The sequence below is a fragment of the Streptobacillus ratti genome (genome assembly GCF_001891165.1).
Classification (GTDB): domain Bacteria; phylum Fusobacteriota; class Fusobacteriia; order Fusobacteriales; family Leptotrichiaceae; genus Streptobacillus; species Streptobacillus ratti.
Window position 1 is genome coordinate 1 of the sequence record NZ_LKKW01000035.1, and the last position, 13,911, is coordinate 13,911.

Genomic DNA, 13,911 nt, shown 5'->3' on the forward strand with positions numbered 1-13,911 from the left:
AGTTATAGGGAGGATAGTAAGTATTATTTAAGGAGAGTATTTAGGAGTATAGAGGAGTTAAAAAGAGGAGTAAAGAAGTATTGTAGTAGATATAATAATATAAGGAGAAAAGTACTAAACTTTAAGAGTCCGAATGAGGTAGTAAGAGAGTATCAAAATAGTTTAACAAATTAATAAAAATGTAAAAAAGGTGACTAAGTGGTTAATTACACACTTATACAGAAACTTTTTAAATATTTTGTTACATATGTTTGACAACTAAACATGAGAGCATTAAAGACTCTCATATTTTTATTGAATAAAATGATTAAAAATAGTATAATACATATAAAAATTGAAAGAGAGGCTAGTTTATGAGATTTTCTAAATCATTTATAAAAACATATAAAGAAGTGCCAAAAGAGGCAGAAACAATATCACATCAATTAATGCTTAGAGCATCTATGATTAGACAATTAACTAGAGGAGTATATACATATTTACCGTTAGGTTTAAAAGTACTAAAGAAGATAGAAAATATAGCAAGAGAAGAATTAAATAAAATTAATGCACAAGAAATATTGATGCCAGTATTACAACCAGCAGATTTATGGCAAGAATCTGGAAGATGGTTTTCATATGGTGCAGAACTTATGAGATTACATGATAGAAACAATAGAGATTTTGTTTTAGGGCCTACACATGAGGAAGTTATAGTAGATTTATTTAGAAATACTATAACATCATATAAGGATTTACCATTAAATATTTATCAAATACAAACAAAATTTAGAGATGAAAGAAGACCTAGATTTGGTCTAATGCGTGGAAGAGAATTCATAATGAAAGATGCTTATAGTTTCCATTTAACTCAAGAATGTTTAGATAGAGAATATAATAATGTTAAAGAAGCATATTGTAGAATATTTGAACGTTGTGGGCTTAACTTTAGAGCAGTAGATGCTGATACTGGAAGTATAGGTGGGTCTGAAAGTCATGAATTTATGGTACTTGCCTCAAGTGGAGAAGATGACATACTTTATTCAGATAAATCAGATTATGCAGCTAATGTTGAAAAAGCAGTTTCTGTTTTAGATTTTGAGGTTGACAACTCAGAAGAACTTTCTAAAGAATTGGTTGCTACACCAGAAATGAAAACTATAGAAGAAGTTTCAAATTTTCTTGATATAAATACTAAGAAAACTATTAAATCTGTTTTGTTTAAAGAAGAGCAAGAAGATAAAACTTTTGCATATTATGTAGCATTAATTAGAGGAGATTTAGAAATAAATGATGTAAAAGTTAAAAATATATTTGGTGCAAAAGTAGATCTTGAAATGATGAATGAAAAAGATTTAGAAAACTTAGGATTTGCAGGTGGATATTTTTCTCCATTAAAGGAAATACCAACACTTTCAAAAGTTAAAGTAGTTATAGATGAATCAGTAAAATATATGAAAAACTTTGTAGGTGGAGCAAATATTGATGGTCATCACTATATTAACTTAAATTTATCAGACTTACATTATGATTTAGTAGGAGATATTAGAAAAGCACAAAAAGGAGATAAAGCCTTAGATGGTGGAGTGTTAGATATTGCTAGAGGAATAGAAGTAGGGCATATATTTAAGTTAGGTAAAAAATATAGCATGGCTATGAATACAAAAGTATTAAATGATAAAGGTGTTGCAGAAAATGTAATTATGGGTTGCTATGGTATAGGTATTTCAAGGGTTGCAGCAGCGACTATTGAACAACATTTTGATGATTTTGGTATAATATGGCCTAAATCAATAGCTCCATATTTAGTAGACTTAATTTTAGTTAATACTAAAGATGAGGTTGCAAAAGAAGTTTCAGAAAAAATATATTCTGAAATGTTATCAAATAATATTGATGTAATTTATGATGATAGAGATGAAAAAGCAGGATTTAAATTTAAAGATGCTGACTTAATAGGGATACCTTTAAAAGTTATAGTAGGAAAAGGTGCTGTTAATGGTTTAGTAGAAGTTAAACATAGAGATGGTTCTTTTGCTGGTGAAATTAAGATAGAAGATTTAATATCATATATTAAAGAATTTGAAAGAAAATAGTTAGGGATGTCTTTGACATCTCTTTTTGATTGTATAAAATATAATAACTTTTAATCCTTTTAATTTTATAGGATTTTTGGTATAATAGGGGTGATGATAATTATTTTTGGAGAATAAAAATGGATTTAATTACTAAATTTAATAAACAGGAATTTATAAATGGAATTAAAGCTGCAAATGGTATTGCAATAGCTTTTATACCATTTGGTTTTGCACTTGGATTGATTTCTAATACATATAATGTTAATTCTATAGTGTCAGCTACAATGACTTTCATTATTTATTCAGGTGCTTCACAAGTACTTTTATACAAAATATTTGCAACTGGGAATTTTGACATATTTTCAGCTGTTTTTGCTGCTGCAATGTTAAATTTCAGATATGTTTTAATAAATATTCCCATGTATAAAGCTTTAAGTGGTTATGATAGAAAATCAAAATCTTTGGTAGGTGTCTTATTTACCGATGAAACTGTAGCTTTTTTAGCACTTAAGAAAAATAAGAGTTTGTCATTTGCTATGGGTGTTAATTTATTAGCATATTCTAGCTTTACTTTAAGTTCAGCATTTGGTGTAGTACTTGGAAACTATGTACCTATAATTATTATAAATTCTATGAAATTTGTTCTTTATGGTACATTTTTATCACTTTTGATATCAAGTTTAATTATGGATAAAAATAATTTAAAAATAGTATTAATAACTTTGTCTTTGAAATGTGCATTTATGTATTTGTATCCATGCAATATGATTCCACAAAGTTTACAGATAGTATTAATACTATCATTAACTAGTTTAATATATGCGATAATATCGATAAGGAGGGACATCAAATGAAAATATGGCTAGTTATAATACTTTCGGCTATAATTACTCAACTTTTCAGAATTTCTGGAGAATTTATACCTATACCTAGAACTAAGTTTATGGATAGATTTTTAGAAGCTATCCCTATTTCGGTATTAGTTGTATTATGTTTTCCAGATATTTTTGTTTCTATAGGACATAAATCACATGAAATTATTATATCAATTTTTGCATCTATATTGATAATAATAATGACTATCAAAAATTTCAATTTAGGGAAGATAATGATAGTTACAGTTTTAACTGTGGTTATACTTAATTTGATATTATCAAAAATGTTAGTTTAGGAGAATATATGGAAGAATATGAATTAAGAAAAATTATAGATGATAAAAATAGTGATTTTAATGATATTAAGGAGCATCTTTGACTTAGATAAATTAAAAAAAGAATTAGAAGAAAAAGAAAAACTAACTTTAGAAGATGGGTTTTATAAAGATCAGAATAAATCACAAAATATATTGAAAGAAATTTCATTTTTAAAGGAAAGAATAAAAGACATTTCCAAGCTTATAACATTAAATGAAAATATACAAATATTATTAGAGTTCTATAAGCAAGAAGAAATAACTTTAGATGAATTAGAAACAGAAACCTTAGAATTTATAAATGCTTTAGATAAATTTAAAATAAAATTACTTCTAAATGGTAAATATGATAAAAATTCTGCAATATTAACCATAAATGCAGGAGCAGGTGGAACAGAAAGTTGTGATTGGGTGTCTATGCTATATAGAATGTATGATAGATGGGCTATGAAGAATAAGTTTAAGGTAGAAGTTCTTGATATTTTATCAGGAGATGAGGCTGGGATTAAGAGCATAACTTTATCTATTAAGGGAGATTATGCTTATGGATATTTAGATTGTGAAAAAGGTGTCCATAGACTTGTTAGAATATCTCCATTTGATTCTAATGCTAGAAGACATACATCATTTGCAGCAGTAAATGTAATTCCTGAAATAGAAGATGATGTTGAAGTTAATTTAAAAAAAGAAGATTTAAAGATAGATACATATAGGGCAAGTGGTGCTGGAGGACAGCATGTTAATACGACAGATTCAGCTGTAAGAATTACTCATATGCCAACTGGTATAGTAGTAGTTTGTCAAAATGAGAGATCACAGAGTAAAAATTTAAATTCTGCAATGAAAGTATTAAGAGCCAAGTTATTTGAAATAGAATTAAAAAATAGGGAAAATGAAATAAATAATCTTAAGGGAATTGAATCAAAAATAGAATGGGGTTCACAAATTAGATCTTATGTATTCCAACCATATAAGATGGTAAAAGATCATAGAACCAACTATGAAGAGGGTAATGTAGATAAGGTTATGGACGGAGATATAAATATATTTATAGACGAATATTTAAAGATAAGGTAGGTTGAAAGTAAGATGATGAATTACAAAATTGAAGTTGCAATAACTGAGGAAGAAATTGCAAATAAAGTTGATGAGATTGCAAAAAAAATTAGTAGTGATTTTGAGGGACAAAGTTTACTTTTAGTTGGTCTTTTAAGAGGGTCTGCAGTATTTCTAGCTGATATTGCAAGAAAAATAGACTATAACAAAGTGGATTTAACTTTAGATTTTATGAATGTATCTAGTTATGGAAATTCTATGAAAAGTTCAAGAGAAGTAAGAATATTAAAAGATCTTGATGAAGATGTTAATAATAGACATATTTTGATAATTGAAGATATAGTTGACACTGGAAGAACACTAAGTGAAGTGAAAAAAATGTTACTTATGAGAAATCCTAAATCTTTAAAAATATGTACATTACTTGATAAACCTGAAAGAAGAGAAGTAGAAATAGATGTAGATTATATAGGATTTAAAATACCTGATTTCTTTGTTGTAGGATATGGTATAGATTATGCACAAAAACATAGAACTCTTCCATTTATTGGAAAAGTAGTGGAAATCAAATAGGAAAGAGGTAATAAAATATGAAAAAATATAATACTTATGTTGTAGTAGGAACTCAATGGGGAGATGAGGGTAAAGGTAAAATTATAGATGTATTATCTCCAGATGCTGATTATGTTGTTAGATATCAAGGTGGAAATAATGCAGGACACACAGTTATAGTTGGTGAAGAAAAATTCATATTACATTTACTTCCATCAGGTGTAATTAATAATAAAGGGAAATGTATTATAGGGTCAGGAGTAGTTGTAGATATAGATGTATTACTTGATGAAATATCAAAACTTGAAAGTAGAGGTAAAGACTTAAGTAACCTATATGTTGATGAAAGAACACATATTATTATGCCTTATCATGTTTCTATAGATAAAGCAAAAGAAGAAGCGTTGGGAGAAAATAAGATAGGAACTACTCAAAGAGGTATAGGACCATGCTATAATGATAAAATCTCAAGAAATGGAATTAGAATGGGAGATTTACTTGACTTTGATAGATTTAAAGATAAACTTGAATGGAATATTAAAGAAAAAAATGATGTTTTAGAAAAATATGGTTATCCGACTTTCTCATTTGAGGAACTATTAGAAAAATATAAGATACTTGCAGAAAAAATGAAAAATAGAATAATAGATTCAGTTTTTGAAATTAACCAAGCAGTAATAGAGGGTAAAAAAGTTTTATTTGAAGGGGCTCAAGCTTTAATGTTAGATATAGATTATGGAACATATCCATATGTAACTACATCATCTCCAACATCAGGTGGAGCATGCGTGGGTAGTGGAGTTTCTCCAAATAAGATAAATAGAGTATTAGGTGTTATGAAAGCATATACTACTCGTGTTGGAGAGGGACCTTTCCCTACAGAATTAAATAATGAAATTGGAGAAAATTTAAGGGCAGTAGGACATGAATTTGGAGCAACTACAGGTAGACCAAGAAGATGTGGTTGGTTAGATTTAGTAGTAGGTAAATATGCCACTCTTATAAATGGATTAACAGATATAGTTTTAACTAAACTTGATGTATTAACTGGAATTGAAACAATTAAAGTTGCTATAGCTTATGATATTAATGGAAAAGTACATCAAACATATCCTGGAAATTTAAGAAAATCTCAAGAGGTAGAAATAATATATAAAGAGTTTCCAGGGTGGACTGAAGATATTACAAAAATTAAAAACTATGAAGAATTACCAGAAAATTGTAAGAGATATGTTGAATTTATTGAAAGTTATTTAGAAACACCTATAAGTTTAATATCTGTTGGACCAAGCAGAGAGCAAAATATTTATAGAGGAGAATTTTAATGAATAAATACGTTAATCCTTTGTGTGAAAGATATGCTAGTGAAGAAATGCAGTATATATTTTCTCCAGATTTTAAATTTTCAACTTGGAGAAAATTATGGGTAAATCTTGCAAAAGCAGAAAAAGAATTAGGACTTGATTTTATAACAGATGATATGATAAAAGAAATGGAAGATAATATATATAATATTGATTATGAATTAGCTGCAAAATATGAAAAAGATTTAAGACATGATGTAATGGCTCATGTTCATACTTTTGGAGATTTAGTTCCTAATGCAAGAAAGATTATACATCTAGGTGCAACTAGTGCCTATGTTGGAGATAATACTGATATTATACAAATAAAAGAGGGATTGCTTCTTGTTAGAAAAAAACTTGTATCTGTTATAGAAAGAATGTCTAAATTTGCCCAAAAGTATAAGGGATTACCAACTTTAGGATTTACACATTTTCAAGCAGCTCAACTTACAACAGTAGGTAAAAGAGCATCGCTTTGGATACAATCTTTACTTTATGATTTAGAAGAATTAGAATTTAGACTAGATAATTTAAAATTTAGAGGAGCTAAAGGTACTACTGGTACACAAGCAAGTTTTAAAGAACTATTTAATGACTATAATAAAGTAAAAAAATTAGATGAATTAGTTACAGAAAAAGCTGGATTTAAAGTTAAACAAACTTTATCTTCACAAACTTATGATAGAAAACAAGATTCACAAATCTTACAATTACTATCAAATATTGCACAAAGCGTACATAAAATTACTAATGATTTTAGAATGTTACAACATTTAAAAGAAATAGAAGAACCATTTGGTAAAAAACAAATAGGTTCATCTGCCATGGCATATAAGAGAAATCCTATGAGAAGTGAAAGAGTTTCATCTCTTGCTAAATTTGTTATAGCCAATGGTCATAATGGAGAACTTGTTGCTGCCACACAATGGTTTGAAAGAACTTTAGATGATTCAGCAGATAAAAGATTATCTGTTCCACAAAGTTTTTTAGCTATAGATGGTATATTAATATTACTTTTAAATATTTTTGAAAATACAGTAGTATATGAAAAAATAATAAAGAGAAATGTAGATAAGGAATTACCTTTTATGGCAACTGAGAATATAATAATGAAAGCTGTTGAAAATGGAATGGATAGACAAGATGTCCATGAGATTATAAGGGAATTATCTATGGAAGCTGCAAAAAATGTTAAATTAGAGGGACTTGATAATAATCTAATAGAATTAATTAAAAAAGAGGGAAGATTAGATATTATTAAAGATGAAATAGATAATATATTAGAAGCAGAAAAATTTATTGGATATTCAAAAGAACAGGTTGAAGAATTTTTAAGTAATGATATTAACCCTATATTAGAAAAATATAGGGAAGAAATTATAAAAACAGGTACGGAGATAGATAAATAATGAAAAAAGGATATACTATACTTACGGTTAATGAAGATAATTTGGGTATTAGTAATATTAGAATAACAGAAATAGCATTACTTAGATCAAAGGTAAATGAAGTAATAATAAACTATGATATTTTAAATATAGAAAATGTATTTGATGACTTGTTAAAAATAAGAAGAGTATTGGAAAAAGTTTCCGATACTCTTTATGTTAAATTTAATATTAATACATGTGATAAAGATAAATTTAATACAGATGAAGTTATTAATTTTACAATAAAACTTATTAAAGATACTAACCCATACTTATCATCAATTTTATCAAACTATAAATATACTCAAGTAAATGATAATATTAAAATAAATTTAGAAACTATAATGAATATAGGTAAAAATACAGAAAAAAATATATCTAAAAAAATAGAAAAAATAATGAATGAAACTTTTTCTCAAAATTTAAACTTTGAGATATTTTTTAATGTAGATACAAATCAAAATTCAATTGATATTGAAAAACAAGAAGAAATATTAGAATATGAAATTCCAATTTCATATAAACCTAAAGAAGTAAAAAAACCTGGTATAGTTAATAATAAAAAGTATAATAATTCTAAACTTAAATTAAGTAAATTAAGTGCTATTGAAGATTTAATGGTTGGTCAAGAAATAGCTTTAAGAGGAGAGATATTCTATTTTGATTTAATAGAAACTAGAAGTGGTAAATTAAAAATAGTTATATATATCACAGATTATGAAAATTCAGTAGCATGTACTAAATTTGTGAATGATAAGGAAGAAATTAAATTTAAAATTGGAGATACAGTTGAATTGTCAGGTAAATATGAAAAATACTTTGATGATTATTCAATAATAATAAAAGATATAAAAGTTGTAGAAAGCGATGTTATAAAAAGAGAAGATAGGGCAGAAGAAAAAAGAATAGAACTTGCAGCACATACTAATATGAGTGATATGTTATCTACTATAGAACCTAAATCAGGTAAAAATGGTTCCTTAGTTAATAGGGCAAGAGAATTTGGTCATAAGGCAGTAGCTGTTACAGATTATGGAGTAGTACATGCTTTCCCATTTGTTGCTATGGGAGTTAAAGAAGATGAAGAATTTAAAGTAATATATGGTATGGAAGCATATATGGTAGATGATAGTGCTCCATTAATAGTTAAGGCTAAAGATGTATTTATAGAAGAGGAAGAATTTGTAGTATTTGATATAGAGACTACAGGTTTTTCTCCTATCAATGATAAAATAATAGAAATAGGTGCAGTTAAGATAAAAAATGGTAAGGTATTAGATAAATTTTCTGAATTTATAAATCCTGAAATGATAATACCTAAAAAGATTATAGAACTTACAGGTATTAATGATAATATGGTTAAAGATAGTGATATTATCGATAAAGTAATGCCAAGATTTTTAGAATTTGTTAAAGACAGTACATTAGTAGCTCATAACGCAAAATTTGACGTTGGGTTTATTTCTAAAAAATGTGAAGAATTAAATTTAAAAACTAATTTTTCATATATAGATACATTAGAATGGTCTAAAATATTAGTAGATGATGTAAAAAGATTTAATTTAGATGCACTTACTAAAAGATTTAATATTAAATTAGATAATCACCATAGAGCGGTAGATGATGCTGATGCAACGGCAGAATTATTTAAAAAACTTTTATCTTTAGTGTCTTCAAAAGGGGTAGAAAAATTAACTGATGTTAGTGAAAAATTAGAAAAAAAACCTAAAATTGCTGATACAGAAAATATAACAATATTGGTAAAAAATCTTGCTGGATTAAAAAGGCTATATGAATTAGTTTCTATTTCACATTTAAAATATTATGGAGATAAAAAACCAAGAATACTTAAAACAGATATTGAAAAAGATAGGGAAAACTTTTTAATTTCTTCAAGTCCAATATATTCTGGAAGATTTAATAAGGGAAAACTTGTTAGCCTATATGTTAGAGGAATTTCAAGAGAAGAAATTATGGAAGAATTAGATTTTTATGATTATGTACAAGTTTATCCAAAATGTATATATAATGATGCGATAGAGTCAGAAGAAATTTCTAATTATGAATTTATAGAACAAATGAATAGAGATTTTGTTGATATGGCTAAAGATAAAGGTAAATTAGCTGTGGCAACAGGAAATGTATATTATTTAGATGATAAGGATAAAAAATCTAAGGCAGCCTTACTTTTAGGTTCTGATAGAGCATTTAGAACTTATCAGATAGATACAGGTAATTATTATAGAACAACTGAAGAAATGCTTGATGAGTTTAGCTATTTAAATAAAGAAGATATTAAAGATGTTGTTATATACAATACTCATAAAATTAATGACCAAATTGAAAAAATTAAACCTATACCTGATGGTGATTATAAGCCGGTTATGGAGGGTGCTGAAGATGAAGTTAGAAATATGACATATAATAAGGCATATGAACTATATGGTAATCCACTTCCTGAAGCAGTAGAATCAAGAGTAAAAAGAGAACTTGATTCAATAATAGGTAATGGATTTGCTGTACTTTATCTAATAGCACAAAAATTAGTTAAAAAATCAGTTGATAATGGATATTTAGTTGGTTCAAGAGGTTCGGTTGGGTCATCAATTGTAGCATATTTTATGGGAATAACAGAAGTTAATGCTCTTTATCCACATTATAGATGTGAAAAATGTAAATATTTTGAAATGAAAGATTTTGAAGGTTCAGGTGTGGATTTAGAAGAAAAAAATTGTCCAAAATGTAATTCTAAGTTAGTAAGAGATGGACATTCTATACCATTTGAAGTATTTATGGGATTTAAGGGAGATAAAACACCGGATATAGATCTTAATTTTTCTGGAGAATATCAAGGAGAAATACATAAATATACTAAAGAATTATTTGGAGATGATTATGTATTTAGAGCAGGGACAATATCAGGTCTTGCTGAAAAAAATGCCTATACTACTGCTAAAAAATATTTTGAAGAAAGTATAAAAAAGGATTTTGAAAAAGAAATATATAATAAATATAATACGAGTCTTAAAAAATTAGATTCAATTACTAGAGCTAGTGAAGAGAAAAAAATAGAAGAAAGAATTAATGATTATTGTAATAGAAATAAAGCTGAAATATATAGGGTTGCAACTAAATGTACTGGAGCTAGAAAAACTACAGGACAACATCCTGGAGGAATGATAGTAGTTCCAGACTATAAGTCTATATATGATTTCACTCCTGTACAATATCCAGCTAATGATGAAAGTTCTGGTTCAATAACTACACATTTTGATTATCACGTTATGGATCAACAATTGGTTAAATTAGATATATTGGGTCATGATGACCCTACAACATTAAGAATGTTACAAGATTTAACTAATGTTGATATATATAACATACCATTAACAGATACTAAGGTAATTAGTATATTTAATTCTACTGAGGCACTAGGAGTTAGTGAAGAACAAATAGGTTCTAAAATGGGAACTAATGGTATACCTGAATTTGGTACAGATTTTGTTAAGAAAATGTTAGAAGATACTTTACCTACAACTTTTGCAGAGCTTGTAAGAATATCAGGTCTTTCACATGGTACAGATGTTTGGTTAAATAATGCTCAAGAATATGTAAGAAATGGTGTTGCTACATTAAGTGAAGTTATAACCGTTAGAGATGACATTATGAATAGATTAATAGATAAGGGTATGGATAAATCAGAAGCATTTAATATTATGGAGTTTGTTCGTAAGGGTCAACCATCTAAGAATAAAGAAAAATGGGAACAGTACAAGAAAATGATGAAAGAAAGTAATATAGATGAGTGGTATATAGAATCATGTGAGAAGATAAAATATATGTTCCCTAAGGGACATGCTGTTGCATATGTTATGATGGCAGTTAGAATAGCCTACTTTAAAGTATTTTATCCACTTGAATTTTACACTGCATTTTTAAATAGAAAATACGATGATTTCTCATTTAAAGAAATGTATGGAACTATAGATGAAGTTAAAATGAATTTACAGAAGAGAAAAGAATTAGAAACAAGAGATTTAAAGGTTTTAGATAAAAAACAAATAATACTTTTTGAAATATTGATAGAAATGTATTATAGAGGGATAGAATTATTGCCTATAGATATATATAAATCAGATTCAATGAAATTTACTATAGAAAATGGAAAAATTAGAATACCTTTAATAGCCATGGATCAACTTGGAGAAGTTGTAGCAAAAACTATAGCAGAAGAAAGAGAAATAAAAGAATTTACATCTATAGAAGACTTGAATAGGAGATGTAAAATATCAAAAACTGTACTTGAGATGTTAAAAAATTTTGGTTGTATAGATAAATCTATACCAGAGTCAAATCAATTAACTCTTTTTTAACATTGACAACATAAGTAAATAAGAGTATAATAATACAAAAAACAAAAAATAAAGGAGGCTTGAATGAAAATACTTATTAATCAAGTTTTAGATGTTTTAAATGAGAATATAAGAAAATCTTATAATTTTGAATTAACTGAATTAGATATCCAAAATGCGACTAAAAAGGAATTTGGAGATTATCAAACTAATTTTGCTATGCAGAAAGCTAAAATGTTAGGTAAAAATCCAAGGGAATTAGCAAATTCTATAGTAGAAAATTTTGATGGAAAAGATGTAATTTCAAAAGTAGAAGTAGCAGGACCAGGATTTATTAATTTCTTTATTAACACTGATTTATTAAATCAAGAAACAGAAAAATTAGGTAAAGAAAATTATGAATATGGTATACCAAATGAAAAGATAGTTGCTATAGATTATTCATCACCAAATATTGCAAAAAGAATGCACGCTGGACACTTGAGAAGTACAATAATAGGAGATGCTTTAAAGAGAATATATAGAGAATTAGGATTTACTGTATATGGAGATAATCATATAGGAGATTGGGGAACTCAATTTGGTAAATTAATAGTTGCATACAATAATTGGTTAGATAAAGAAGCATATGAAGCTAATGCTATTGAAGAATTAGAAAGAATATATGTACTATTTTCTCAAAAAGCTAAAGAAGATCCAACTCTTGAAGAACAAGCAAGAGAAGAATTAAGAAAAGTTCAAGCTGGAGATCCTGTAAACTATGCTTTATGGAAAGAGTTTATTACTTCATCATTAAGAGAATATGATAAAGTATATAAAAGACTTGATATTGAATTTGAATTATTCAATGGAGAATCTTTCTATAATGATATGATGCCAGAAGTTTTAGAAAAACTTAAAGAAAAAAATATAGCTAAACAAGATCAAGGTGCATTAGTAGTATTCTTCCCTAATGATGAATTACCACCTTGTATAGTTCAAAAGAAAGATAATTCATTCCTTTATTCAACATCAGATTTAGCAACTATAGTTTATAGAAAAGAAGAATTAAATGTTGATATCGCTATATATGTAGTTGATGAAAGACAATCTGATCACTTTAAACAAGTATTTAGAATAGCAGAAATGTTAGGTTCTCCATATGACTATAATAAATACCACACTAAATTTGGTATCATGAGATTTGGAGATGGAACAATATTCTCAACTCGTGGTGGAGATGTAATTAGACTTGAAGATATTTTAAACAAGGCTAAAGAAAGAGTACAAGAAATAGTAGATGAAAAAAATCCAGATTTATCTCAAGAAGAAAGAGAATATATCGCTGAAACAGTAGGGGTAGGGGCTATAAAATACTTTGATTTAAGTCAAAATAGAGCTTCAGGAATTACATTTACTTGGGATAAGGTATTAAGCTTTGAAGGAAATACTGGACCATACTTACAATATTCATATGTAAGAATTATGTCTATATTAAGAAAAGCTAAAGAATTAGGTATAGAATTTGAAGGAAGTAAATTCTTAGTAGAGGGAAGCGAACTTTCAGATAGAAACTTAACTGTTTCATTACATAAACTTCCTACAGCAGTAATTAAAGCTTATGAATCAAATAGACCAAATTTAATAGCTGAATATATTTATTCTTTAACTAAAGAATTTAATTCTTTCTATAATGCACACCAAGTTATAGATAAAGATAATTTAGAATTAACTAAGGCAAGACTTGCATTATGTGAAAAGACTTCAGTAGTTATTAAAAAAGCATTGAGCTTATTAGGAATTAGAACAGTAGATAAAATGTAGTAATATGGAACTATTCTTAAATGAAAAGTTCAAAAATTAGGAAAGCCTACTTTAAAAAGTAGGTTTTTCTTTTATTAATTCTATAGGAAATTAAAAAAATATCCAAGATAAAAAAATAAAAGA

The 13,911-nt window shown here is 27.1% G+C and carries 9 protein-coding genes; all 9 read left to right on the plus strand.

Going from position 1 to position 13,911, the window contains the following annotated elements; translation table 11 throughout:
- Positions 1 to 353: 353 nt before the first annotated feature.
- The 9 genes from BT993_RS05920 to argS all read left to right on the plus strand — a co-directional run bounded on the left by BT993_RS05920 (position 354) and on the right by argS (position 13,788).
- A complete protein-coding gene (locus BT993_RS05920) occupies positions 354 to 2,075 on the plus strand; it encodes a proline--tRNA ligase (protein WP_072593659.1) in 1,722 nt (573 codons plus the stop codon).
- A 119-nt stretch (positions 2,076 to 2,194) separates the two neighbouring features.
- Positions 2,195 to 2,911, plus strand: coding sequence for an AzlC family ABC transporter permease (locus BT993_RS05925; protein ID WP_072593660.1), 717 nt, complete (start codon positions 2,195 to 2,197; stop codon positions 2,909 to 2,911).
- Entirely contained in the window at positions 2,908 to 3,228 is a 321-nt protein-coding gene (locus BT993_RS05930; protein ID WP_072593661.1) for an AzlD domain-containing protein, read from the plus strand. Before BT993_RS05925 ends, BT993_RS05930 begins: the two co-directional genes overlap by 4 nt.
- A 39-nt stretch (positions 3,229 to 3,267) precedes the next feature.
- Entirely contained in the window at positions 3,268 to 4,326 is a 1,059-nt protein-coding gene (gene prfB, locus BT993_RS05935; protein WP_072593662.1) for a peptide chain release factor 2, read from the plus strand.
- A gap of 15 nt (positions 4,327 to 4,341) precedes the next feature.
- Entirely contained in the window at positions 4,342 to 4,878 is a 537-nt protein-coding gene (hpt, locus tag BT993_RS05940; RefSeq protein ID WP_072593667.1) for a hypoxanthine phosphoribosyltransferase, read from the plus strand.
- Between the two features lie 17 nt (positions 4,879 to 4,895).
- On the plus strand, positions 4,896 to 6,182 hold the full coding sequence (locus BT993_RS05945) for an adenylosuccinate synthase (protein ID WP_072593663.1): 1,287 nt from the start codon (positions 4,896 to 4,898) through the stop codon (positions 6,180 to 6,182).
- Entirely contained in the window at positions 6,182 to 7,612 is a 1,431-nt protein-coding gene (gene purB / locus BT993_RS05950; RefSeq protein WP_072593664.1) for an adenylosuccinate lyase, read from the plus strand. The genes BT993_RS05945 and purB overlap by 1 nt, the downstream gene beginning before the upstream one ends.
- Positions 7,612 to 12,006 carry a PolC-type DNA polymerase III gene (locus BT993_RS05955; RefSeq protein WP_072593665.1) on the plus strand — a complete coding sequence of 1,465 codons (4,395 nt, stop codon included), beginning with the start codon at positions 7,612 to 7,614 and terminating at the stop codon, positions 12,004 to 12,006. Before purB ends, BT993_RS05955 begins: the two co-directional genes overlap by 1 nt.
- Before the next feature lie 63 nt (positions 12,007 to 12,069).
- Complete coding sequence (argS, locus tag BT993_RS05960; protein WP_072593666.1) at positions 12,070 to 13,788, plus strand: arginine--tRNA ligase; 1,719 nt, start codon at positions 12,070 to 12,072, stop codon at positions 13,786 to 13,788.
- Positions 13,789 to 13,911 lie beyond the last annotated feature (123 nt).

What these genes read in the sequence shown, in the direction of transcription:
- BT993_RS05925 (WP_072593660.1), top strand. Translation starts at nt 2,195, where the DNA reads ATGGATTTAATTACTAAATTTAATAAACAGGAATTTATAAATGGAATT.
- purB (WP_072593664.1), top strand. Translation starts at nt 6,182, where the DNA reads ATGAATAAATACGTTAATCCTTTGTGTGAAAGATATGCTAGTGAAGAA.
- BT993_RS05955 (WP_072593665.1), top strand. Translation starts at nt 7,612, where the DNA reads ATGAAAAAAGGATATACTATACTTACGGTTAATGAAGATAATTTGGGT.
- hpt (WP_072593667.1), top strand. Translation starts at nt 4,342, where the DNA reads ATGAATTACAAAATTGAAGTTGCAATAACTGAGGAAGAAATTGCAAAT.
- argS (WP_072593666.1), top strand. Translation starts at nt 12,070, where the DNA reads ATGAAAATACTTATTAATCAAGTTTTAGATGTTTTAAATGAGAATATA.
- BT993_RS05920 (WP_072593659.1), top strand. Translation starts at nt 354, where the DNA reads ATGAGATTTTCTAAATCATTTATAAAAACATATAAAGAAGTGCCAAAA.
- prfB (WP_072593662.1), top strand. Translation starts at nt 3,268, where the DNA reads ATGATAAAAATAGTGATTTTAATGATATTAAGGAGCATCTTTGACTTA.
- BT993_RS05930 (WP_072593661.1), top strand. Translation starts at nt 2,908, where the DNA reads ATGAAAATATGGCTAGTTATAATACTTTCGGCTATAATTACTCAACTT.
- BT993_RS05945 (WP_072593663.1), top strand. Translation starts at nt 4,896, where the DNA reads ATGAAAAAATATAATACTTATGTTGTAGTAGGAACTCAATGGGGAGAT.